Annotated in this window: 20 protein-coding genes and 1 other RNA gene; 10 read left to right on the forward strand and 11 right to left on the reverse strand. The window is 41.6% G+C overall.

All coding sequences use genetic code 11. The features are described 5' to 3' along the window. Nucleotides 1–326: 326 nt before the first annotated feature. Both FQ608_RS24480 and FQ608_RS24485 read right to left on the reverse strand, forming a co-directional pair. Nucleotides 327–2,498 (reverse strand): outer membrane protein assembly factor BamB family protein, encoded by a 2,172-nt coding sequence (locus FQ608_RS24480; RefSeq protein ID WP_158861129.1) that lies wholly within the window; start codon nucleotides 2,496–2,498, stop codon nucleotides 327–329. Nucleotides 2,499–2,603: 105 nt separating this feature from the next. Then, on the reverse strand, nucleotides 2,604–3,968 hold the full coding sequence (locus tag FQ608_RS24485) for an enolase C-terminal domain-like protein (RefSeq protein ID WP_158861130.1): 1,365 nt from the start codon (nucleotides 3,966–3,968) through the stop codon (nucleotides 2,604–2,606). A gap of 599 nt (nucleotides 3,969–4,567) precedes the next feature. On the opposite strand from FQ608_RS24485, the gene FQ608_RS24490 reads away from it, so the two are divergent. Next, nucleotides 4,568–7,045, forward strand: a complete 2,478-nt coding sequence (locus FQ608_RS24490; protein WP_158861131.1) for a Kelch repeat-containing protein — start codon at nucleotides 4,568–4,570, stop codon at nucleotides 7,043–7,045. Between the two features lie 238 nt (nucleotides 7,046–7,283). On the opposite strand, the gene FQ608_RS24495 is transcribed toward FQ608_RS24490, so the two are convergent. Next, a complete protein-coding gene (locus FQ608_RS24495; protein WP_158861132.1) occupies nucleotides 7,284–7,487 on the reverse strand; it encodes a hypothetical protein in 204 nt (67 codons plus the stop codon). A 31-nt stretch (nucleotides 7,488–7,518) separates the two neighbouring features. Here FQ608_RS24495 and FQ608_RS24500 point away from each other — a divergent pair, with 31 nt between their 5' ends. The 4 genes from FQ608_RS24500 (at nucleotide 7,519) to FQ608_RS24515 (ending at nucleotide 9,880) form a co-directional block, all read left to right on the forward strand. Then, on the forward strand, nucleotides 7,519–7,776 hold the full coding sequence (locus tag FQ608_RS24500) for a hypothetical protein (RefSeq protein WP_158861133.1): 258 nt from the start codon (nucleotides 7,519–7,521) through the stop codon (nucleotides 7,774–7,776). 139 nt (nucleotides 7,777–7,915) lie between these two features. Further along, a complete protein-coding gene (locus tag FQ608_RS24505) occupies nucleotides 7,916–8,773 on the forward strand; it encodes a hypothetical protein (RefSeq protein WP_158861134.1) in 858 nt (285 codons plus the stop codon). A 516-nt stretch (nucleotides 8,774–9,289) separates the two neighbouring features. Continuing rightward, nucleotides 9,290–9,436 carry a hypothetical protein gene (locus tag FQ608_RS27665; RefSeq protein WP_234364378.1) on the forward strand — a complete coding sequence of 49 codons (147 nt, stop codon included), beginning with the start codon at nucleotides 9,290–9,292 and terminating at the stop codon, nucleotides 9,434–9,436. A gap of 204 nt (nucleotides 9,437–9,640) precedes the next feature. After that, on the forward strand, nucleotides 9,641–9,880 hold the full coding sequence (locus FQ608_RS24515) for a hypothetical protein (RefSeq protein ID WP_158861135.1): 240 nt from the start codon (nucleotides 9,641–9,643) through the stop codon (nucleotides 9,878–9,880). Nucleotides 9,881–10,075: 195 nt separating this feature from the next. On the opposite strand, the gene ssrA is transcribed toward FQ608_RS24515, so the two are convergent. The 3 genes from ssrA to FQ608_RS24530 form a co-directional block, all read right to left on the reverse strand. Continuing rightward, nucleotides 10,076–10,482, reverse strand: a transfer-messenger RNA (tmRNA) gene (ssrA, locus tag FQ608_RS24520). Between the two features lie 312 nt (nucleotides 10,483–10,794). Beyond that, the gene (locus FQ608_RS24525) at nucleotides 10,795–11,433 is read right to left on the reverse strand and encodes a DsbA family oxidoreductase (protein WP_158861136.1); all 639 of its coding nucleotides are present in this window, start codon (nucleotides 11,431–11,433) and stop codon (nucleotides 10,795–10,797) included. 11 nt (nucleotides 11,434–11,444) lie between these two features. After that, entirely contained in the window at nucleotides 11,445–11,897 is a 453-nt protein-coding gene (locus FQ608_RS24530) for a hypothetical protein (RefSeq protein ID WP_158861137.1), read from the reverse strand. A 170-nt stretch (nucleotides 11,898–12,067) separates the two neighbouring features. Here FQ608_RS24530 and FQ608_RS24535 point away from each other — a divergent pair, with 170 nt between their 5' ends. Beyond that, a complete protein-coding gene (locus FQ608_RS24535; protein WP_234364379.1) occupies nucleotides 12,068–13,456 on the forward strand; it encodes a DUF3748 domain-containing protein in 1,389 nt (462 codons plus the stop codon). A gap of 42 nt (nucleotides 13,457–13,498) precedes the next feature. On the opposite strand, the gene FQ608_RS24540 is transcribed toward FQ608_RS24535, so the two are convergent. From FQ608_RS24540 to FQ608_RS24555, 4 genes are all read right to left on the reverse strand, one after another. Continuing rightward, complete coding sequence (locus FQ608_RS24540; protein WP_234364380.1) at nucleotides 13,499–13,960, reverse strand: hypothetical protein; 462 nt, start codon at nucleotides 13,958–13,960, stop codon at nucleotides 13,499–13,501. A gap of 3 nt (nucleotides 13,961–13,963) precedes the next feature. Then, nucleotides 13,964–15,193 (reverse strand): sulfite oxidase, encoded by a 1,230-nt coding sequence (locus tag FQ608_RS24545; RefSeq protein ID WP_158861139.1) that lies wholly within the window; start codon nucleotides 15,191–15,193, stop codon nucleotides 13,964–13,966. Between the two features lie 223 nt (nucleotides 15,194–15,416). After that, complete coding sequence (locus FQ608_RS24550; RefSeq protein ID WP_158861140.1) at nucleotides 15,417–16,115, reverse strand: ABC transporter ATP-binding protein; 699 nt, start codon at nucleotides 16,113–16,115, stop codon at nucleotides 15,417–15,419. Further along, nucleotides 16,112–17,599 carry a DUF5687 family protein gene (locus tag FQ608_RS24555; protein ID WP_158861141.1) on the reverse strand — a complete coding sequence of 496 codons (1,488 nt, stop codon included), beginning with the start codon at nucleotides 17,597–17,599 and terminating at the stop codon, nucleotides 16,112–16,114. The genes FQ608_RS24550 and FQ608_RS24555 overlap by 4 nt, the downstream gene beginning before the upstream one ends. A gap of 788 nt (nucleotides 17,600–18,387) precedes the next feature. On the opposite strand from FQ608_RS24555, the gene FQ608_RS24560 reads away from it, so the two are divergent. The 4 genes from FQ608_RS24560 to FQ608_RS27335 all read left to right on the forward strand — a co-directional run bounded on the left by FQ608_RS24560 (nucleotide 18,388) and on the right by FQ608_RS27335 (nucleotide 21,941). Further along, on the forward strand, nucleotides 18,388–19,269 hold the full coding sequence (locus tag FQ608_RS24560; protein WP_158861142.1) for a GNAT family N-acetyltransferase: 882 nt from the start codon (nucleotides 18,388–18,390) through the stop codon (nucleotides 19,267–19,269). A 48-nt stretch (nucleotides 19,270–19,317) separates the two neighbouring features. Continuing rightward, nucleotides 19,318–20,127 carry a DUF481 domain-containing protein gene (locus FQ608_RS24565; protein WP_234364381.1) on the forward strand — a complete coding sequence of 270 codons (810 nt, stop codon included), beginning with the start codon at nucleotides 19,318–19,320 and terminating at the stop codon, nucleotides 20,125–20,127. Between the two features lie 90 nt (nucleotides 20,128–20,217). After that, a complete protein-coding gene (locus tag FQ608_RS24570; protein WP_158861143.1) occupies nucleotides 20,218–21,363 on the forward strand; it encodes a DNA polymerase III subunit gamma/tau in 1,146 nt (381 codons plus the stop codon). A 284-nt stretch (nucleotides 21,364–21,647) separates the two neighbouring features. Further along, a complete protein-coding gene (locus FQ608_RS27335) occupies nucleotides 21,648–21,941 on the forward strand; it encodes a hypothetical protein (protein WP_199856466.1) in 294 nt (97 codons plus the stop codon). A 16-nt stretch (nucleotides 21,942–21,957) separates the two neighbouring features. On the opposite strand, the gene FQ608_RS24580 is transcribed toward FQ608_RS27335, so the two are convergent. Next, the gene (locus FQ608_RS24580; RefSeq protein WP_158861144.1) at nucleotides 21,958–22,953 is read right to left on the reverse strand and encodes a DUF3078 domain-containing protein; all 996 of its coding nucleotides are present in this window, start codon (nucleotides 22,951–22,953) and stop codon (nucleotides 21,958–21,960) included. Between the last annotated feature and the right edge of the window lie 18 nt (nucleotides 22,954–22,971).

Raw genomic sequence — 22,971 nt, forward strand, 5'->3', positions numbered from 1 at the left:
ATCTTTATAATTTAAAAAATAAAGAAGGTTCCAACCCACACCCGGGATAGTTATAGCCGCTATTGCAATATTCAATTAAGACCGTTTCCAAAATTCAACATATAGGAAACGGTCTTTTTCATTTTGACAGAGCAGTCGCGAATTCACAACGCCGGAGTATTGTCCCGAAACTTCATAAGGTAAGATTTGGTACATTTTCCTAAGACAAAAGTGAGACTGCTTTTCTGAACCAAAACATCAGATAATTCAACCTTTGACGATTCACTTTGAGGTAACCAACCGAATGTCACGGAAGATACGCACAATCATTGGCTATTTTAATTGATTTATTTTAAAGAAAAGGCAATATAACTGCCTCCCATTTTCTGTTCTCTTCCACCACCTGCCGCTACTACTATATATTGTTTGCCGTCTACTTCATAGGTAATGGGAGTGGCGAAACCTCCTGCGGGAAGTTGGAACTCCCATAGTGTAATGCCTGTATTTTTATCAAATGCCCTTATCTTCTCGTCCTTCGTGCCTGCTATGATCACTAAACCGCCGGCAGTAACCAGCGGACCACCATAAGAGGTCGTTCCGGTAATAGGGATTCCTTTTTTGGCAAGTTCAGGATATTCTCCGAATGGGACTCTCCAGAGGTATTCACCGGTATTAAGGTCAATGGCATTTAGTGTACCCCAGGGTGGCTTTATTCCTGGATATCCATTTTGATCAGTGAATCTCCTCCATGGGTTACTGACATAGGCAGGGATATATGGAAATGCGTTGTTGGTTTCGAGTTCGTTTCCTTTTTGTTCGAGCTGATCAGTTTGGACCATTATTGTGTCAGCTCCACTATTGGAAATGAACCCAGAGATACTATTCCGGTCCTCTTGAGATAAGTGCTGAAAAGATGGCATTCTGCTTCCACCGTTTAGTATAAGATTTTCGATATCAGCTGTTGAACGTCTATTTTCTATATCAATGAGGCTGGGTAATTCTGGTCCATTTCCTTTCATGTCCTTGCCGTGACATGATGCACAGTTGGCTAAATACAGTGCCGTACCTTTAGATACTTTTCCAGTCCTTCCGGAATTTTTACTTAGATTGCTCCTTTCTGTCATTACAAGTTCCCAGGGCTCTTCATTTGAATTTTGGTAAAGAATTCCATCAGGATCAATGGCATTTCCACCCCATTGGGCACCTCCACTATACCCGAAAAGCAAAGTCCCTTGGGTGCTTGGCGGGGCATATTTATTTGTTGTTTTTAATCGAAGAAATTTTTCTTTTACAAATGCGTGGGCTTCGGGTGACAGATCTGTAATATCAGCTTCAGTAAACACTTGCCTTGTAAATGGTTCTGGTTTGAGTGGATATTTTTGGGTCGGAAAAGGATGTTCACCGGGAAGTCCATTTGTTGGAACCGGGCGTTCTTCGACAGGAAATATTGAAGTACCATCATCTCTGTCAAGAACATATATTAGTCCATCTTTCGTCGCTTGTACCACAACATCCTTTTCTTTCCCATTATGGCTCACCGTTGTGAGATTGGGTGGACTGGATATGTCCCGATCCCAAAGATCGTGGTGGATTGTTTGATAATACCATTTAAGTTCCCCAGTGAGTGCGTCCAATGCCACGATGCAGTTGGCAAATAGGTTTTCTCCTTTCCGATCCGCTCCATAGAAATCAGAGGCTGGCGAACCGGTGCCGAAAAAGACAATACCGCGCTGTTCATCCAAGGTCATTCCACTCCAGCTATTTGCAGCTCCGATTTTTTTATAGGCATCCCCTGGCCAAGTGTCATAGCCAAATTCACCTGGGTGTGGGATTGTATGGAAAACCCAACTAAGCGTTCCGGTTTTTACGTCAAATGCGCGTATATGACCTGGAGCCGCATCTCCCCCCTCTGAGACAGCGGATCCGATTATCAGCGTATTCTTATAGATTACCCCTGGACTTGTAGCGTTGACAGATAGCCGTCTGACGTCGTGGTCTAGATTGGTCTGCAATCCTTGCTTTAGGTCTGCCCTTCCATTTTCTCCAAATTCATCAACTGCTTCCCCAGTAATTGCATTCACCGCATAAAGTCCACTGCCTACAGTATAAAGGACACGTTTATCTTTCCTATATTCCCAATACATTATGCCCCGACTTTGGTGAGGACGATCAGTCTTGGAAGGTATAAATTTCCAGACCTCTTCTCCTGTTCCGGCATTCAACGCAAACAAATTTAGCTCAGGAGTAGTCCCGTAGAGTATCCCGTCAATCATAATTGGTTGGCACTGTATTGCTCCCTCCTTTGTAACAGCAGCATTATACATCCAGGCAATTTCCAAGTCATTCACATTTCCACCATGAATTTGTGTTAGAGGAGAATACCTGTTTCCCAGATTGTTTCCACCATATCTTGGCCAATTTTCGCCAGTTGTTAACCTCGATCGGTTATCAGTGCAATAGTATAATATGTAGCAGCAAAAAATCACAAATGACAAAATTAAAAATAGTAGTTTTCTCATGAAATCGTTTAGTTAGATTGAATCCGGGTTATTGCAGAACCAATGTGATTGGAGATAGAAACACAGAAAAAAATTTCCGAGGTTCTGCGGCAACAAAAGGATGAACTAGGGCTTTATAATGGTTCCGTCGCCTTTCCGAAGGGTCCCCATACCATTATGACGAATGGGGTACTTAGCAGCCACTTTCTCATTGATATCAATCCCCAATCCGTGCTGGTTAGTTACTGTAAAGTAACCATTCTTCATAAGTGGAGTTCCTGGAAAGACTTCCTGAACCTTTTCGTTGAAAAACTGCCCTTCTTGAATCCCGAAATTGTAAACAGCAAGATTAATGTGGTTATTTGCCTGATGTCCAACCGGGGAAGTATCTCCCGGGCCATGCCAAGCCGTTCGTACATTAAACCACTCACCTAATCTCGCCACTTTCATCGCCGGAGTTATACCACCAATCTGAGAGATGTGGCAACGGATAAAATCAAACATCTGATTTATCATTGGTTCGCGGAACTCATTTATATTATTAAAAAGTTCTCCCATGGCGAGTGGTACACTAGTTGTAGTTCGCAGTTGCTTAAACCACCCCATATTTTCTGGAGAGAACGGGTCTTCTATAAAAAATGGACGGTAGTCTTCCAACTCCTTTATCATATTAATGGCTTGGATTGGCTCTACTTGTTCGTGCATATCGTGCAGCAGCTCTATTTTCTCACCGCAGGTTTTCCTCACGTATTCGAACATTTTGGGGACACGGCGGAGGTATTCTCCCTGATCAGAATATCCGTCGGTATCCCTTGCATATCCGGCAGATTTGAAATCGGGCACAACTTTTCCAAAAGTTCCGGTTCCTCCATATCCGCCTTGTTGGATACGGACATGTCTCCATCCTCTATCCATAAATTCCTGTACCTTGTCCGTAATTTCTTCAACTGTACCTCCACTTGCGTGTATATAGGTGTCAACATCAATTCTGCTACGCCCCCCTAATAATTGATACACAGGCATCTTTGCCCGTTTACCTTTAATATCCCATAAAGCCTGATCCAATCCTGATAGCGCATTGTTTAATACAGGTCCATTTCTCCAATAGGAACTGACATAAGCGGACATCCACAGATCCTCGATATTGTCAACATCCCTGCCTACGCAAAAATCATTGAGATAAATATCAACTGCCGGAACCACTACTGCCGCTCGTTGCGTGAAAGTCGCGCAGCCCAAACCAAAAAGTCCAGGCTCTGATGTTTCCACTTTGACAATTACAAGATTGGATCCTCCTGGCGCAGTGGTGATCGCTCTTACTTTGGTAATCGTAACAGGTGAAGTGCCTTTTTGATAAGACGGAGTTACATAGGATTCCGCCCGAGCTTCAGAACTATCCAAAAGACCTAACAATCCGGCAGTTGAGCCCAATGCGATTGCTTTAAGTGCATTTCTCCTTGCGGCAGGTGATTTTTGATTTGTAGGTTTCATAAATTAAGGGTTATTGGTGTATGTAAAATTGAGACCTTGCTTATAGGTATTTAACAATCAAATAATTATGCCGTGAAATGGAAAGCATCGCAAAGCCGTTTTACAATGATAGTGGAGATCATTAAAAAAAGATTAATGAAAAATTAACATCTGGATTAATGGCAATATTATTTTTTCCGTTTGTTATAGATGGTTGCAATACGGAATTAGATGGTCACATTAAGTGAAATTTTAAATGTAATTTTGTATAATGGGTTTTGAGAGAGAGGATCCCAAATAGTTGCTTTAAGCTTATTTATTTGAATCTAATGCTCTGTAGAGCATGATGTAAAGCGATCCCCATCCAATCAAAAATTTACTGTATTTATATCTTGATTTTAAAGTACAGAAATCGTTGAAAATGTAAAATTTATATAATCCATCAAAATGATACGGAGAAGCAACGGATAAATTATGCAATTGAAGCTAAATGATCTCGATCCACGATAACCGTAATTGCAAATATTGTTGCTGAAATCCTACTGAAATACACAATGAAATCCAATTATACATGCTTTTCTTTTACTCTATTTTGTCTTCTACTTGTATCATCCCCTACAATGGGCCAATTCTATGGTCTATCTTTTGTGAGCAATGAGGCAATTCAAGACCAAAGAACAGGATTGGACCTAAGCCCAAAAAACAGGTTATGTTTTGATAAAAATTTTCAGCTATCCTTTGACATTTCATTTAGACCTGATCAGTTTGAATATTTCGGTTACATCTTTCGACTAATTGACCCAGAAAACCGAAATATTGACTTGATAAGTAATATCAATTCGCCCTCAAAAAACCATATTATATTCATAAACCAAGGGGAGTCTATCCCGCACTATTTTGATTTAGACGATACGGATATTTTCAAATCTTGGAATAAGTTTACGTTCGACTATGATCTGGAAAGTCAAACCTTAACATATTCCTTCTTGGGCATTACCAGTTCACAAAAAATCCCCTTTGAGCAGGGAAGTTGCTTTAAGATTTTGTTTGGAGCAAATGACTATTCGAAATTTAAAACTACTGATGTTCCGCCGATGGTCGTTCAAAACATCGAGATTCATGAACATGGGAATTTAATATACCAATGGTTATTAGATGAACAAAGTGGAAATATAGCTGCGGAAAATATTGCGGGCAGGTCAGGAGATGTTCTTAATCCCCTATGGGTAAAGGAGCTACGTTCCGAATGGAGGTTATTAAAGAAGATTTCATCGGAAGGACCTGTAAGTGTGGCATTCAATTCAACGGATGGATTACTATACATCGTTGGAGTAGATTCTTTGATCTCATTTTCTCCATCCAACAACGAGTTAACTTCCCTACCCAATCAGTCGGGAAGTCTTCAACTTCAGCAGGGCAATCAGTCCTATTATGACACAACCCTCAAAAGACTTCACAACATCTACCTAGATCAGGGGTTGGTTTCAACATACAGTCCGGAAACGCAAGCTTGGACAAAAAACTATACTCCTCCAAAACGGATTACCGACAACTGGCATTTTAATAAAATATTTAACAGCAAGGATAGCACATTTTATTTTTTTGGAGGATATGGTCATTTTATCTATAAAAATATTGTAAGGAAATTCCACAATCCAACCGGAACTTGGGATTCTATTGCTCCTCCCGCAGAGTCCTACACGCCAAGGTATCTTGCCGCTCTTGGAGGATCTGCTGAAGGGGATATTTACCTGATAGGCGGATATGGTACTTATACAGGCCAGCAAATTCATAATCCTTCAAATTTATACGACCTATTACGATTTGATCCCCAAGATCAAACATTCAAAAAAATGACGGAATTAAGAATTAAGGATGAGGATTTCGTTTTCGCTAATTCCATGGTTATAGACCAGAATGCTCGGGGCTATTATGGTCTTATTTTTTCCAAACACAAGTTTAATTCGGAATTGCAACTTATTAGGGGATCACTGGATTCTGCTACCTATACTGAAGTAGGGAATAAAATACCGTTTAAATTCTACGACATCAATTCATTTGTCGATTTGTATTACTCTTCTAAACTGGAGAAATTCTTTGCCGTTACCCTATTCTATACCACTGACAACTATAGCGAAATAGCAATATACTCAATTTCAAGCCCTCCCATCCCAATTCTTGATACGGAAAAGCCTTCTAATATACCTTCATACGCCTATATTTTGTCCATATTAGGTATTTTAGTTTTACTTTTTATACTTATATTCTATTTGAATGGACGGAAGAAAATTGAAAATTCTGGTCATATCCCGATATTAGAAATAACCTCAACGTCTATTACAGAAATCGATTCTAGGAGAACAGTCGGGGAGGTGCAACAAAATACCATGTATCTATTCGGAGTTTTCCAGTTGTTTGATAAATCTGGAAATGATATTACGAAAAATTTCACCCCGTTGATCCGAGAACTATTTCTATTGATTTTATTATATTCTATCAGATGGAAAAGAGGAATCAGTTCAGAAAAGCTAAAAGATTTACTGTGGTTTGACAAATCTAACGTAAGTGCGAGAAATAATCGGTCGGTCAATATCGCAAAGTTAAAATCGATACTCTCTGAGGTAAATGGATGCGAGATATCTAAAGAAACGGGATACTGGAAGGCAAACATTGACCCTACCCAAATTAACGTAGACTTTTTCAACTACTACAACATAATTCAGGACAAAAAAGACCTAAGCAAAAAAAGAATTAAAGAATTGATTGCAATTGTGCAACGGGGAAGCTTTCTATCCAATCTTGAATATGAATGGCTCGATTCGTTTAAGTCCGAAATTGGCAATGAAATAATCGATCTTTACACTCATTATGCAAATAGCATCAACATTTCTGATGACCCTGAATTTTTGATTGAGATTGCCAATCATATTTTCTATTTTGATTTGGTTAACGAAGAAGCAATGATGTTGAAATGCAAATCCCTTGTCTATCTTGGCAAACACTCCCTAGCAAAAGGTGTTTTCGAGAACTTCAAAAAGGAATATAAAAACATTTACGGGGAAGAGTTTCACAAAGAATTTCAAACTATACTTGAATAATACCTGTGAAAATACAGCCGTTTTAAATTCTCCTCATCCGGGAGTGTTTAGCCAATTATTGATTTTCTCGTTTATTATGCGGGCATTGTCTACATTTATTTATGTCAATGAATTACACTTTATTGGAATAGAATACTCCAGCCGCTTCTATATATACATCCCTAATACTCGATGATAACACGCCCCTTATTTGCATAGACAGGATTTTCAGAAATGTCAATCTACCCTAGCTCTCGAACTATTCAAGTTTTTCCCGTCTCATCGACTTATCCTGTTCCCGGTTGTGAATTATGATACATGCAAAGATGGGGTCTGCGGTACACCCGCAAAGGGTATGCTGCGCCCGTTCGAAAAAATTGGGTTTTCCAGAGGAAGCCTTCCACAATTTTTTAGTACGGCCCTTGGCTTGGGTGTCCCTGGCAGCCCCCGATATCTTGGGCATAATCAAATTTAAAACCTTAAACAGAAAAGTCATGTCACAATTCGAAAAAACTTACATCGGCAAAGGAACCCAGGTTAAAGATCTCGACATCATCCGGGTATCCATCTCCAAGGAAACACTGGAAGAAATCCTCAAAGACCATATGGTCGACTACGACGGCAACGAATACCTGGTATTTGAAGTCGCCTCGCTAAAAGAACCGGACCAATACGGCAAAACCCATACGGCGTATATCAGCAAAAAGGTAGCTGCCTCGAAAGGTGGTAAAGCGAAAAAGCCTAAAGTTTAAAAAAGAGCCCTTCGGGGCTTTTTTTGTGTTTTTCTGGCATACTGGATATTTTGTTATAATTTAAATTTAAAAACCTTTGCTCTTACAATGTCTAACTTGTGACTTAATCTCATTAATTTAATTTTCAAAATGGAAAACGATGCTTGAAGAACTGCAAAAGCACCTAAATAAAATAATGCTTGAACAAAATAACCGGCCTGTCCCTGATTTTGAAGGATACTCACCGGCAGAAATGCATTCGATTTTGCATTTTACGTTTGAAGAAAGCAGTCCAATCGGTTTACAGAAATTGGAAGACGACGATTACGGAAAAATACCACTTTTGAACCAGATCAAATACCTCGCTAAGTTAATTGAAGGGATGGGTGAGCTCAAACTAACAAAGCTGGGATTTCTACCGACCAAAGTGGTTGCCGAAATTTACAGTAAAGATTTTATTAAAGAAAAATATGTTGAACGACGGACGCTTAAACAGTTAAAAGAAGCCGAAGTCCCTTCGATTACGCTATCAAGAATCTTGCTCACTATAGCGGGACTGGTCAAAAAACGTTCAAATAAACTTAGTTTAACCAAACAGGGCCAACAAATCCTTCAAAAGGACGATATGCTAACCCAGTTGATTATAAAAACCTATATGAAAAAGTTTAATTGGGCCTTTTTCGACGGATATGGAGAAAACGGCATTGGTCCAATAGGTAGTGGGTTTTCTCTCATCCTGATAAGCCGATTTGGCAATGAATGGCATAGTAATCGCTTTTATGCCCAAAAATATTTCAAGGCTTTCCCTAATCTGCTTGATGGTCCCGAACCCCCTTATTCAAACAGAATTGATCATTGTGAAAATTGTTATTCCTACCGTGTTTTTGAAAAATTTATGAAATACCTGGGCTTAGTAGAAATAAAATTTGAGGGTGAGCTTTGGCGGAATGAGATTTCTGTAATAAAAACGGATCTATTTGATAAACTGTTTAAAGTTGAAAAGCCAAGGCACGTGTGATTAAAACATACTTTTAGTTATCTGTTTTCGATCGTTTGACCAGTTGAAACCTTTAATTGATGCAAAGATGGGATCTGCGGTACACCCGCAAAGGGTACGCTACGCCCGTTCTGAAAAATTGGGTTTTCCAGGGGAAGCCTTCCACAATTTTTTCGGGGCTTGGATGTCCCTGGCAGCCCCTGTTTTCTCAATTAAATTGAAACAGATAAAGTCATGTCACAATTTGAAATCGAGCATGACGAGCACGTCACACAGTGGGATGATTATAGTAGCGAGATTCCATAGCCTGCCCCGATTGATCGGGGTGACCTTTAAAAAACAATTATATACACATGAAATCGAGCATGAGGAGAACCTTACACGGAGGGATGATTATAATGCATGCGAAGATTTCATCTGACCTCTAAAAAACAATTATAAACAGATGAAATAACTTACATCGGCAAAGGAACTCAGGTAAAAGATCTCGACATCATCCGGGTATCCATCTCCAAGGAAACACTGGAGGAAATCCTGATGATCGACTACGACGGCAACGAATACCTAGTATTTGAAGTCGCATCATTAAAAGAGCCCGACAAATATGGCAAAACCCATACGGCGTATATCAGTAAAAAGGTAGCTGCCCCGAAAGGTGGAAAGGCCAAGAAGGCAAAAGTTTAGAAAAGAGCCCTCCGGCGCTCTTTTTATATACACCTGTAAATGGATAGCTAAAATTAAACAAATAAAAATATCTAAGACGAGGGACGGAAAAGTCGAATCAGAGAAAAGAAAGTTGCTGGTGAAAAAAAAATAGACATCAATCAAAGGTAAACATTAATATTTTTTGTCTAAATTATTGACTTCTAAACGTTAATTTAATTGACAATGACCAATATCTCGCTGATCGCGCAGCAATTGAGGAATAGACAAAATCAGATTGAGGAGAAAATCAATCAGTTACTTTCGCAAAATCTGGATCCTTTTCCATTCGACAGATTGGAAAAGCGTAAAAAACTATTCGAACTTATTCAAAAGACCTTAGCTGCCATAGAAGCAGACGACTTAATCCGGGCTGGAATGCATATTAAGAAGTTGAAATTGGCAGGTTTGAAATTGTACGTTTGATCATATTTCCGCTTATATAGACCTTATACTGGACAGAATGTTTTCAACCCAAGTTCTCGCAAGTTTATCAATTTTAACGTGTTGAATAAATCTTTTCCAAAGCTTCAAAACTACGGAAAAGTCAAATTAAACCTAAACAAAAATTCTCCGCTTCTCCTAAAAATCAAAGATTTTCAGGGGAAGCGGAGAATTTTTAGGTGGAGCTGGAGGGATTCGAACCCTCGTCCAGATAGGGAAACACCGTACCGTCTACATGTTTAGTCATCGGTTGGGTTTTCGACCGCGCACTGCTGGATGACACACCCATGCGCGACTTATCCGCTAGAGTTTCGCACCCGCTTAGCAGCATCGCAGGCACTAGTCCGATCTTGTCGACACCCCTGGATCAGCCCCGAACGGACGGAGGACTGAGGGATGTGGCCGGGGAACATCTCTCGATGCTCAACCCTTTACGCGTATCTTGTCCCCAGAGGGATAGATTATGCAGCCATGGCGTAATTAGATTCGCCAATTATGGTTCGCATGAATTATTCACGGGCGTACATGCTCCACCCGACATGCTGGCCCAGTCCTTACACCTACTGTCAAAACCGGTCAGCCCCATTTGGAAATAGAAGACAAAAGTAAGCCTAATTAAGTTCCCGAAAAAGATACGCTTGAACAGAGATAAAATATTTAGCCAAACTTCATCGTCTGTCCTTTATTAGTCAGACAAATATTTCCCGCTGATATCGCAGATATGCGCAGATTTATATCAGCTAAAATCATTTCAATTGGAGGGAAACCACACATTGATAATATATTTGATGTGTGGGAAATTATATAGTAATTTTTGGTTCCTTAATATTAATGCCCGCTAATTCGTGCAGGATCGTCCTATTCACGCCAAATTGGACCCGCCGTGAGATTCTTAATTATTTAATCCCCTCCAAACACTTCTCCATCGTCTGCACAAACAGCTCCAAAGGCTGGGCTCCGGAAATGGCATACTGGTTGTTGAAAACAAAAAACGGCACTCCCCGAACTCCAATCTGCTGGGCCTCCAGGATATCCTGCCGAATACTGTCCGAAAACTCGCCCTTTTCCAGGCATTCCCGGACTCGCTCACCGTCTATTCCAACATCTTTCCCTAAATCCACCAACACATCCATATCGGCGATGTTTTTCCCCTCCATAAAATAAGCCCTGAAAAGCCGCTCCTCCATATCACCGCCCTTTCCAACTGTCTTAGCCAACTGAATCAACCTATGGGCATCCATCGCATTGGCTACCTTAGTATCGTCCATGCTGTATTCCAAGCCCTCTTCTTTGGCCATATCCACCACATTCTGCACCATTTCTTGGGTTTGCTCCTTGGTCCATCCTTTGGTCTCGGCCAAATATTCCAGACTGTTTCGTGTAGGGTCGGTTTTCATATCCGGGTTGAGCAGAAAGCTCTTCCATACTATCGTCACTTCATCTGTGAGATCAAGTTGCCTAAGTGCTCCTTCCATCCTCCGCTTTCCAATGTAGCAGAATGGACACATAATATCTGACCAAATTTGTATTTCCATGGTATTAACCTCTATTTCTTAATTCTAAACACATCACTCTTCAGTACAGTATGCTCTCCCGGAAACTGTAAATCGGGATTACTTTCTGCCGTTACAAAAATTTGGGTGGGCCTCACAGGAATACTTCCCTCAAAACTCGCCCTATTGCTGTTCGAAAACATTCCTCTGCGATTTTTTAGTTCGCCAATATTACGGACTCCCTCGCCCTCTGTGTTTACCCACACGACATAGTTTCTTTTCGGAGGAGATAGCCGTTCAGGCAAAGCCAGGTTATTTACATCCAGTTTGACTACGTAATCTCCCTCTTTATTTTTTTTAACATCAGCCTTTGGATCTGCCCCCGGCACAACCGGAGATTCAGGGAAATAAATCTTTGTGGAACAACTGGCCACCATAAATAATACCATCAATAAAAAAGGCAGCAAGGTCCTTTGTAGCTGAAAATTTGAATTCACGTTTTTCATAAGTAACTTGTTTGCGTAAAAAGATAAAAATTCACCGGATATTGCAAATCATTCAATGTATAAATGACCAACCCTGAAAATTAAACCCATTATGGAAGGAAATAGTTTAGAGCCATCCATATACCCACTGGCATTAAAGAGGTTACATTAATCGCCAAAGAAATTCAAGTATGCATATCAAAAATTATCCCACACCTTTACTGGGAATTATCTGCTTTATATCCATGACTGCCTGCGACACGCCACGCTACTGGACGGAAACCCAACTCACCTTTTCAGATCAAAACCATGAACTGGACTATAACGAGAATTTTTCCCCGGACGACCAATGGATAGTCTACGATACTAGGCCAAATCCCGCTGGAATCGCCCTAAATACCAAGATAGAAAAAGTACATGTATCCTCCAGAATCCAAGAAATTCTTTATCAGGTAAGCAACCCTACCCCTTTCGGTCCCGGAGTCGGCGCAGTCAGCTATCATCCGTTTCTTCCTCAGGTGGTGTTTATCCACGGATTGCAGCCGGCAAATGAAAAGCAGCCCTATGCGGCTCATAGACGCAGCGGCGTAATCCTAGACGAGCGCGATCCGGAGACCCTGCATTATATGGATTCCAGAGATATTTATGACCCCTTTACACCTGGAGCCTTGCGTGGAGGAACCCACCGGCATCAATGGAGCGGAGATGGCGACTGGATGGGGTACACGTACAACGATGCATTGATGGTCGACCTAGAATCTAAAACAGGACAGAAAAATGATCTCCGAACTATAGGTGTATCCAAACGAATAGGCCCAAAAGTTCCCGTTAAACCAGACTCCTCAAATATCCAAGGGGAATGGTTTTCCGCATTGGTAGTCCCCGTCGTACCCAATCCCAAACCCGGAACCGATGAAATAAGTCGGGCGTATGAAGACTGGTGGGTGGGAAGCCAAGGTTACCGAAAACCGGACGATACCTACCAACGGGCTAGGGGATTTATTGGCGATTTGATCACAGATGATGGGGCAAATATCTCGGAAGTTTTCGTGGTAGATATACCGGATGATATTCATATCCCGGGAAATGAAGGCCCTCTGGAAGGAACAGCGGAAACCATGCCTGCACCACCTAAAGGAGTAACTATAAGGAGGATCACAAGAACGGAAAACAGAACCTATCCCGGTGTCTCCCCTAATCCCCGTCATTGGGTAAGTTCACCTGCGGATGGTTCTTATATTAGCTACTTGGCTAAAGACGACACCGGTATAGTACAGGTCTTTTTAGTATCACCTCTCGGTGGAGAGCCTATTCAGGCAACCCATCACGAAACGGACGTTCAAAGCATGGTTCGCTGGCATCCTACTTCTATCACGTTTGCGTATGTGACGGACAATAGCCTATTTACCGCGGAGGTTTCCTCCGAAGGAAAAGTATCAAACCCAACCCGAATTACAGAAAAGAAAGAAGAAGCACCTTTCGCCCATTGTTGGTCAAGAAACGGGGCCCAGATAGCATTTAACAGGTACGTTACAAACGGAAATGACAGGTTTATTCAAATATTCATTGCCAAGCCTTAAACTGGTTGTTCAATAATGGCAGATTAAAAATCTGCCATGAGATTATTTCTCCAACTCATACCATTCTATATCCTTTAGCGGCGCACGACGAAAATTACCGCTTCCCACTTCCTCCGGCGCATAATTTTTGGCCAGATAGTCCAGTATGGTTTCTTCCTGCGTTCCTAAATCCCATAAATTTTGGGTTTCCTGCATCCATACAATCATTTTTTTCCATCCATCTCTATCAGCACGATTTTGGGTAACCAGCTGTGCGGAATGGCAGGCAGTACAATGTGCGATTACCAGATTTAAACCTTCCCCATCCAACAGTCCTGTTTGTACATGAACGCCGTTTTCGATGCGATTTTCTATATCTTCTAGGGGAATCGGGGCATCAGCGGCAATAAAATCTACTTGCTCCTGTACAGCAGTATCATAAAAAAAATAGCCTACTAAGACTAATATCAAAATACCCAGTCCCAGAATAATTGTATAATACCTTGTATTTAGACGTTCCCGCATCAATTAAGTGACTTTAATAGCTATTCGGTGACAGGCATTATTTAGGTATCCCTTCGGGTTCCAGCCTGGCGTAAGCATGGGTTGACTCATACCGCTATCGTCTGTTGCCTTTACCCAAACTTCGTAATATCCCTTTTTAGGAAAGTCTACTTTAGCCTCAAAACCCTGCCAAGCATATTTGTTTTTGCCTCGCTCAAGCTGACAGGGTTTCCAAGTAGCCCCGAAATCAATGGAATATTCAGTTTTAGTAATTCGGCTTTCACCCGTCCAGGCATGTCCACGAATTCCAAGTGTTGCATTTTCCTTGATCATCGCACCACTTTTGGGATATGTGATAAGCGATTTAACGGGCATCTTTTCGATTATACACATGTTTTCGTTGGCTACCTCAGCCCCAGCTTCAACCGGATCACAGGGAATAGAATAAGACGGAGGCGCCATTTTTTCACCGTCATGCACTCTATCTCTTACAGATAAAGCAGTCAACCATTTCCCCGACACAGACGCAGGAAACCCAGAGGCGATTAAGCGCAGCGGGTGACCATGTACCAGTGGGATGTCCTTCCCATTCATCTGAAAAGCCACCAACGTTTCATCCTCACGTGCCTTGTCAATGGGAATACCCCGCGAAATTGCCTCCTTATTCGCATCCCTACTTAGATGAAGATCGGCTGCATGGAAACCAACATAAACCGCGTTACTTTTGATCCCTACATCTGCCAGTATATCCTTAAGGCGTACTCCTGTCCATTCGGCACAGGAGACCGCACCCAATTCCCACTGATTTCCTTCTGTGGGTGGGTAAAATTCCGATCGGCCATTGCCTCCACATTCCAAAACTAAATGATAGGTATGCCGGGGGAATTTTGTTTTCAACTCCTCAAGGGTATAGGTTTTCTCCTGATCTATGGCTTCCCCTTTGATAGTAAGGATCCATTTGGCTACATCGATATTTTCCGGCACCAATCCGTTATTACGGATAAACATTTTATCAGCAGGAGTTATTTTGTCGTCAAGCAAGTGCGCTGGCGGTTCTACGTTCCATGGAAGATTGTTTCTAACGATTAGATCCTTGTGTTTCCCAAAGAGTTTTTGGGGGTCATTTTCCAAAGCTACCGGGAGATAACCTTTAGGAAGCGCAAATACAATATCCGTCCCCAACAGTGCTGCAAAGGAACCCAAGCTTGCCTTTTTAATGAAATTCCTTCTATCTGAAGGATCAAATGTGTTCATATTTTGAAAATCAATCTGTGTGTTCCAAGGTTGCCAAATTATCGGTTTTTTGGATACAAACCAAAAAAAGCACCATGGGTTTGCCATAATTCTATTCGGAAAGCCTCCTAATGAAACTATTTAAAACGGAGGAGATACTATCGAAAAAAGGTTTTCTTCCAGATAGGTAAAGTCAATATCTTTTAATTGGAAAAAAGATTGGATTATACAAATTCAACGGACTTTAGAGAACATTGAAATAGGAATTTAATTCCTCAGTCATCCGGCTCTTATCCTCTAGATCCTTAATAATCAACCCTTTTTCCAATAACACTATACGGTCACAGATCTCTGTGACATGATTCAGGTCGTGGCTGGAAATCAGAAAGGTAACTTGGTTGGCTTCCTTCTCCTGCAAAATCAACTTTTTTAGACGTATCTGGGAACTCGGGTCAAGGTTCTCAAAGGGTTCATCCAGCAATACCGCCTCGGGGTTTCCCAGCATAGCTGCAGCTATGCCTACTTTCTTTATATTACCCTTAGACAGATCGCGGATAAATTTTTTCTTACCCAATATTTCATCGTTGAATAAATCTCTAAACCGCTCCAAGTGTATATCAAGATCTTCCTTTGAAAGCCGGTATATCTTTCTCAAGGCCTGAAAGTATTCATCCGGAGTCAGGTAAGAAAGTAACATGTGTTCATCGAGAAAAGCCCCAACTTTGGACTTCCAATTCTCTGAATGGCCCACATCCTCTCCGTCAACATACACATTTCCCTCTGTCGCACGTACTAAGTCCAACATGATCCGGAAAAAGGTGGTTTTTCCCGCCCCGTTATTCCCCACCAACCCAAAGCATTCAGACTTGGGTATAGTCAGGAAGGGAATGTCAAGTACAGTAGTGTCTTTATAGATTTTTTTAAGAGACTTTACTTCTATCATAATTCTTGTCTAAACGAGGAGGAAATTTCATACCTGTTGTTGAGTACTTTTTGAACGGAGATATCGGACAGTTTGGGATAGGCAATCATGCCAAGCAACCCGATTACCCCCAAGGCAATCAACCCCGCATAGTCACCACCCAGATAAGCCACCGGCAAAAACACCACATAAGGTGCCGCCATCATGGGTATAATCATCAAAAACTGGGCGATGCCCACTCCTTCGTAATTGAACATAGCGCCCTTATTCAAATCCATGGGTTTTGGTTTCCAGAGTGCCAGGTATATGACCAAATGAACAGTTATGCCCATATTGAAGAGGAATGTGGCCAGGTGTATCCATAAAATATCCCATCCGAAATAAGCGTATGGAATAGATAGTAGAAAACAAACTACTGATACCCCCGCGAACAGCAGGTACTTGCCCTTCACCAATGCTTCCAATCCCCGACGTTGATGTAGAAAGAAATCAAAACTGGCCGAGTTCCAGCTCAGAAAAAGCTGCCCATACTGCAACATAAATATCCCGGTGATAAACATGCCCACAAAGATGAAGAGATAGGAGAACCCATCCTGGGAAACATAGGCAGGGTTGACGTAGAAAATCAACCCATATAACAGAAAAAAAAAGCAGAGTGTTAGGTACGTGCGACTCTTCTTGTGGCGAAGAATCAGCTTCCACTCCAGATTGGCCATCTCTCCTGCCATTCCAAACTTAGATAAAAACCCCAAAGAAGCAGCTCCAGAATGAAAGGGATCTTCCTCCCCAATATCTTCCAAATAGGCATTTTGACGGTAAAAGGCAAAACACAGGAAATAGCTGCAGACCATCACCAACGCCAACAATACCACCGGCACCGCATGCTCCAGCGCAAAGGTAAAAACCGGCTCAAAAAAAGCTCCAATATCAAACCAACCGAAATAAGCAGAACCTGAACCCAAAAGAATAACAGCGAACAGAACCAAAATTACCACAAAACTATCTTCAAAGCGTTGCTTAAACCAAAGCATAAACCAATGGATGGACCAACTCGTCAGTAATACCGACCCCAACCAAACCCAAGAAGCTATTAAACCGTAACTAGGTGCTATTTCCAGATAAGCAAATGGACCAAATAGCAATAATGGAATAATGCTTAACGGAGAAATAAAAGAGGAAATCAGTAAATAATGAATAATTCCAGATTTGGGGATAGGAAGGTGTAGGAAATTCTCGAGGGAAAATACAGGTAGTTGTTGGACGAAATAGCGATAGATAATCTCAAACAGGAAAAAATAGATCAGGTAGGTATTGAGAAATTCCGCTGTGTTTTTGGGGGAGAAAAACTCCTCAATAATGTACTTCATTCCAATGCCGATCAGCAACAGATAACCCATCAACAACAAGGCCATAAACCCAAGAAATATACCGATGGCCAGACTCCGGGCAAAAGAGGTGGAGCGGCTTCGCTTCAATATTTCAAGTTGGATAAAGGTTTTGATCATTAGGGCTATCTAAGGGATTGTCAAATATATTCTCTTTAAGAATTATCTGAAAAATAAGAAAAAATTCCCAACATCCCTTGGAAAGGTGGTATTTGTGTACGTTATTTTATTATTGGAAGGATATGTACCAATAGTATCGAATGGAACCACGGCTGACAGCTGCCAACCGTAGCACATAAAAAAGTTAAAGCAACAATTAATTCCTAATGGGCAAAACAAACCTAATTTGTTCAGTTTAAATAAAACCTAAAATCCGCGGGACATTCCTGTAACTAGGTAATCCTTTTGAAAAAAACCTTCCAGGTTGCAATCAAAAAATTTGAACAACTAGTTGATTATCAATAAACCTGAAAGGTTTACGCATTAATGTAAAATACTATTTGGAAGTCAGTGGAAAATTATACCCCAATCCCCCAATTCGCACCTATATACCAGTATAGCTTCCGCCTTGCAGATTTTGGCGTTAAGAAATCCGGGCAGTGCGGCGGCAAAGGCAGAGGCATGTTTGACGAAGTTTTTGGTACTAAAAGTGTTTAGGATAAATTCTATTTTTGACCTGCAGCAAAAAAGTAACAAGGTATAACAATGTCGTAACTGCTCTAAACCTCCGCAAAAGATGTGAACTAAAGAAAAATCAATAATAGAGTCTAGTTGAACGGCAATAGTTGGATTTAAATAAATGATGGATAACGGAGGAATTTCACTTGAAAAAAAAAGCATCGATGTGGTACGCAGATTTTGTATATTTGAGAAGTGCCTATTTCTATAGATTTTTATAAATTTACACCATGTCAAATTCAGTACCTCCCAAACTACCTATCCGTTTACGCACCATGTGTCCCGAGGACTTGGAAGCAGCCATGGAATTAAAAAATGCCGAAGGCTGGAACCAAACGATTTTCGATTGGGAACTTTTCATGGAAAACAGCCCGGAATCATGTCTTGTTGCAACATACCGAGATAAGGTAATCGGTACCGTGACTGGGATAAATTACGAAAACAAAGTGGCTTGGATAGGAATGATGCTTGTGAACCAAGCCTACCGTGGACAAGGTGTCAGTAAGATGTTGATGACGGCGGTTATCCAAAGCCTCGAAGCTGCCTCCTCCATCAAGTTGGATGCTACACCAGCTGGCTATCCGGTTTATGATAAACTCGGGTTCAAGCAGGAATATGCTTTAATTCGGATGACCACCGACAAATTTACACCCTCTCTGATCTTTGAAGAAAATTCCGCTAATGTCATTCCCCTTACATCCGAGAATCTTTTTGAAATATTTCCAATGGACAAAGGAGCTTTCGGTTCAGACCGGAAGCTAGTTCTCATACATGCCCAGCGCCAGCAACCCGATTTGGCCTGTATGTATAAGGAGGATGGGAATGTAAAAGGATTCCTTTTGGCACGAAGTGGGACCAGATATTTGCACATTGGCCCATTGGTGGCGACTGACGCACAAGTGGCAAAAACTTTACTTAGTTTTGCATGTATTCGGACAAGGGATGTACCTTTGGTATTGGATTCGTCTGTTTCAAACTCCCATTGGGTGTCTTGGCTCGAATCTTGTGGTTTCAAAAAGCAGCGTGACTTATACCGCATGTATTTGAAATCCAACTCACATCCAGGCAAACCTGAACAGTGCTTTCTCGTGGCAGGTCCGGAATTGGGTTAAGCCAATCGAATCCTTCTGAATAATTTCTTGAATCTAAAATTAACAGGTTTGCACATCAAATACCCTCCGTTGCTAATTTTCCTTTTCCTTTTTTTCCTTGCTTTTGCCTTCAGCAGCGAAGCGCAGATCCTCAACATAGAGAGGCTGCGGATGGAAAAGGATACGGCAAAACATTTCCAGTTCAAGACGACATTCGGGTTAAATGTATTTAACCGCAGTGCCGGTATTGAAGATCCGGTCAATTTGTTCGGATACAATCTGGATGTAAACGCCATTTATTATCCAAAACGGCATGCCTATGTATTCGTTTCCAATTTTGATTACCTCCGAATCAACGAATCGGATTTTCTAAACTTTGGATTTGTCCACGGGCGGGTCAATTTCAACCGGGAAAACAAAGTCAATTACGAAACCTACCTACAATATTCCTTTGATAATTTCCGGGGCCTTGATCCCAGGCTACTGGCGGGAGGATCTGTTCGGATCAACATGGTCAAAAATGACCGTGTAGACTTCATATTAGGCCTGGGAGGACTGCAGGAATGGGAAACATGGCAGCATCCCTACACCGAGGAGGTCGTTCAGGTCAGTCTAATAAAAAGCTCCAATTACCTGTCGCTGAGAGCTACTTTAAATGACTATGTGGATGTCAACTTGGTCAACTATTATCAGGTGGGCTATGATAGGGACATTTCAGATTTCCGACAAAGGATCAACAGCTCTACCATCATCAACACCAAAATCACGGAACGATTTTCTTTGACTAATAGCTTTGATATAAGTTATGAGAACCGACCCATTGTACCAGTGACCAATGTGATCTTTGCTTTTAGGACCGGTCTATCACTCAATTTTTAAGCGGCATACAATCAGGACAATAACCGCCTCTCCGATCTAAATTCATTGCCGGAGGGAAGCGGATTTGAATTAATTTTATAACTTGCGGTGATGGAAAATTTTGTAGTCTCAGCCAGAAAATACAGGCCTTCGGATTTTAAGAGCGTCGTGGGACAGCAGCATATCACAACCACGCTCAAGAATGCAATTAAGAATGACCACCTGGCACAGGCATTTCTATTTTGTGGTCCCAGAGGGGTGGGCAAAACTACTTGCGCCCGAATCCTAGCCAAGACTATAAACTGCGAAAACATCACAGGTGACTTTGAAGCTTGCAACACCTGTGATTCCTGCCTTTCCTTCAATGCCAACAGTTCCTTCAACGTACACGAGCTGGATGCTGCTTCCAACAACTCTGTGGAAGACATCCGTAACCTGGTCGACCAGGTACGGTATGCACCTCAGAAGGGCAAATATAAAATCTATATCATAGATGAAGTTCACATGCTCTCCAATCAGGCTTTTAACGCCTTCTTGAAAACCTTGGAGGAGCCACCCAAGTATGCTATCTTTATACTTGCGACCACGGAAAAGCATAAAATTATCCCAACCATACTGTCCAGGTGTCAGATTTTTGACTTTAACCGCATTCAGATCAGCGATATTACGGATCACTTAAAATTTATCGCCGAAAAAGAAACCATCACCTATGAGGAAGAAGCACTACGCCTTATTGCCACCAAGGCAGACGGTGCATTACGTGATGCCTTGTCCATTTTTGATCTGATTGTCACGTTTTCTGACGGCAATAAAATCACCTATCAGGAAACCATCAACAACCTCCATATCCTTGATTACGATTATTACTTCCGGGTCACGGACGCATTATTGGACGAAAGCATAGCTGAAAGCTTGTTGATTTTTGATGAGATTCTGAAGAAAGGTTTTGATGGGCACAACTTCTTGGTAGGATTGTCCGAGCATTTCAGAGAGCTGATGGTATCCAAGGACCCTGCAACTATTCCCTTGCTGCAAGTGTCCGAAAGTGCGCAACAGCGGTATAGGGATCAATCCCAACGAACCTCCCTTTCATTTTTGTTGTCTGCTCTAAATATGTCCAATCAAAGCGACCTAAGCTATAAGAGCAGTAAAAACCAACGGCTGCACGTAGAGCTGTTACTTATGAAACTTGCCAAATTACCTCGGGCGGTATCCTTGGCAGCATTGGTTCAGGAAGACGCAAAAAAAAAAGCCTAGCTAACGAGAATCCGGAAGACGTTGAATCTGCCACAACAGCCCCATCTACTGTCAAGGCTAGGACCAATTCACCAATTAAAAAAACCTTATCAATCCCGGGTAGTATCCTTCATGCTGAACAACAGTCAAAGGAAAAACCTGAAAAAGTTGATACCAATCAGGCTGACTCTTCCAAACCGTTACATACAGAAGAGGAAATTCACACCAATCCCACACTGGATAAAAGCATCGTAACAGAAGCGCTGAACGCAATTATAGCAGATTACAGGATAGCACATAAGAACATGGAAGTATCCGTGCTTATGCAACCTTTTGAAGTGGAAGAGGAACGGGTGCATTTTCAACTCTCAGGCGAGCTGCAGCAGGACATTTTTTCGAAGTGCAAGCCTGAACTCACCGGACTGCTTCGCAAAAAACTCCAACATGTCCGGGTAGATGTGACCTATGAGATTGTGGAGGAAGCCATTGAGCCCTCTAAAAATCTCTATACCTCTTCCGATAAACTGCATTACCTGCTTGAAAAGTCGCCAGCTCTAAAGGAACTACAGAAGCGGTTTGGGCTGGAGGCTGATTTTTGAATTAGCTAGTATACTTTCAAAAGTCAATCCCAATTCCGAAATTTATTAGGTTTTGCAATTGTATGGCCCGGGTAGAGGTTCCGTCTTCCTGCTGGATGAACACGCTTTCATCGTAAATCAAAATTGTTTCTATCCGCGTGGTAATGTATTTGTTTACCTTCATGCTAAGAATCGAATTCATGTTGACGACCATATTTCCAAACCGTTCATAGTTGGAAAATAGGTTGAGGTCAGCTTTCCATCGGATATTTTCCATTATCTGAGTATCAACGGAGGTAGCCAAAGAAACTCCAGCCTCCGCACGCACATTCTCTCCGGGTATCACACCGAAGGCACCTGCCATACTTAACGAATCATCTAGTACTACGGTAAACCTTCCTGTAAAGGGTGATATGATGGAAGAAAATCTTCCTTTATTTTTTAATTCCTTTTGATAGTTTAGACCGGTGGAGGATTGGATATATCCAGGGCTGATCAAGTCGGAAATTCTGTTTCGGCTTTCTCTTTCAGCCCCAGCAGGCCTGAAATACCGATGCCCCTCCAGAAGCTGTGTCCGTGCGTCTATCTGTGTAGAAAGATACATGCTCTCTGATATTTCTCTTCCGTATTTACTTAAAAATATAAAGTTATCATTCGTCTTCCTTATAGGATATGCCCGACCCGATTGCCTATTGAAGCCATAGTTTACAGTGAGCTTTGTATCCCATATCTTTTCGTCTTTTTTATAATTCGCATACATCAACAGGGCAGTATTGAAGGCAAATGTACTTGCCCCACCCGCAGACCAGTTGCTTAGTCCTACCTGCTGAATGCTCAGATTAAAATTCCCGCCTTTATCCCAGTAAATTTCTTTGATTTTGGGGGTGAAAATAAGCGAATCCCCCAACATGATCAACGTATCTCCGCTGATAATGACTGTATCTGCCCGGACAATAGGAGAAATGTCCTGCGCAACAACCCTGCTGCCAAGTAGCAGGCAAATCAAACCTAAAAAAACTCTTCCTATTCGCATAGTATCGGGAAATCACTT

This window comes from Lunatibacter salilacus (assembly GCF_009797935.1).
GTDB lineage: Bacteria > Bacteroidota > Bacteroidia > Cytophagales > Cyclobacteriaceae > Lunatibacter > Lunatibacter salilacus.

Excerpts from the sequence above, each read along its gene's own strand:
- FQ608_RS24480 (WP_158861129.1), bottom strand. The coding sequence starts at position 2,498 with ATGAGAAAACTACTATTTTTAATTTTGTCATTTGTGATTTTTTGCTGC.
- FQ608_RS24485 (WP_158861130.1), bottom strand. The coding sequence starts at position 3,968 with ATGAAACCTACAAATCAAAAATCACCTGCCGCAAGGAGAAATGCACTT.
- FQ608_RS24490 (WP_158861131.1), top strand. The coding sequence starts at position 4,568 with ATGGGCCAATTCTATGGTCTATCTTTTGTGAGCAATGAGGCAATTCAA.
- FQ608_RS24495 (WP_158861132.1), bottom strand. The coding sequence starts at position 7,487 with ATGCCCAAGATATCGGGGGCTGCCAGGGACACCCAAGCCAAGGGCCGT.
- FQ608_RS24500 (WP_158861133.1), top strand. The coding sequence starts at position 7,519 with ATGTCACAATTCGAAAAAACTTACATCGGCAAAGGAACCCAGGTTAAA.
- FQ608_RS24505 (WP_158861134.1), top strand. The coding sequence starts at position 7,916 with ATGCTTGAAGAACTGCAAAAGCACCTAAATAAAATAATGCTTGAACAA.
- FQ608_RS27665 (WP_234364378.1), top strand. The coding sequence starts at position 9,290 with ATGATCGACTACGACGGCAACGAATACCTAGTATTTGAAGTCGCATCA.
- FQ608_RS24515 (WP_158861135.1), top strand. The coding sequence starts at position 9,641 with ATGACCAATATCTCGCTGATCGCGCAGCAATTGAGGAATAGACAAAAT.
- FQ608_RS24525 (WP_158861136.1), bottom strand. The coding sequence starts at position 11,433 with ATGGAAATACAAATTTGGTCAGATATTATGTGTCCATTCTGCTACATT.
- FQ608_RS24530 (WP_158861137.1), bottom strand. The coding sequence starts at position 11,897 with ATGAAAAACGTGAATTCAAATTTTCAGCTACAAAGGACCTTGCTGCCT.
- FQ608_RS24535 (WP_234364379.1), top strand. The coding sequence starts at position 12,068 with ATGCATATCAAAAATTATCCCACACCTTTACTGGGAATTATCTGCTTT.
- FQ608_RS24540 (WP_234364380.1), bottom strand. The coding sequence starts at position 13,960 with ATGCGGGAACGTCTAAATACAAGGTATTATACAATTATTCTGGGACTG.
- FQ608_RS24545 (WP_158861139.1), bottom strand. The coding sequence starts at position 15,193 with ATGAACACATTTGATCCTTCAGATAGAAGGAATTTCATTAAAAAGGCA.
- FQ608_RS24550 (WP_158861140.1), bottom strand. The coding sequence starts at position 16,115 with ATGATAGAAGTAAAGTCTCTTAAAAAAATCTATAAAGACACTACTGTA.
- FQ608_RS24555 (WP_158861141.1), bottom strand. The coding sequence starts at position 17,599 with ATGATCAAAACCTTTATCCAACTTGAAATATTGAAGCGAAGCCGCTCC.
- FQ608_RS24560 (WP_158861142.1), top strand. The coding sequence starts at position 18,388 with ATGTCAAATTCAGTACCTCCCAAACTACCTATCCGTTTACGCACCATG.
- FQ608_RS24570 (WP_158861143.1), top strand. The coding sequence starts at position 20,218 with ATGGAAAATTTTGTAGTCTCAGCCAGAAAATACAGGCCTTCGGATTTT.
- FQ608_RS27335 (WP_199856466.1), top strand. The coding sequence starts at position 21,648 with ATGGAAGTATCCGTGCTTATGCAACCTTTTGAAGTGGAAGAGGAACGG.
- FQ608_RS24580 (WP_158861144.1), bottom strand. The coding sequence starts at position 22,953 with ATGCGAATAGGAAGAGTTTTTTTAGGTTTGATTTGCCTGCTACTTGGC.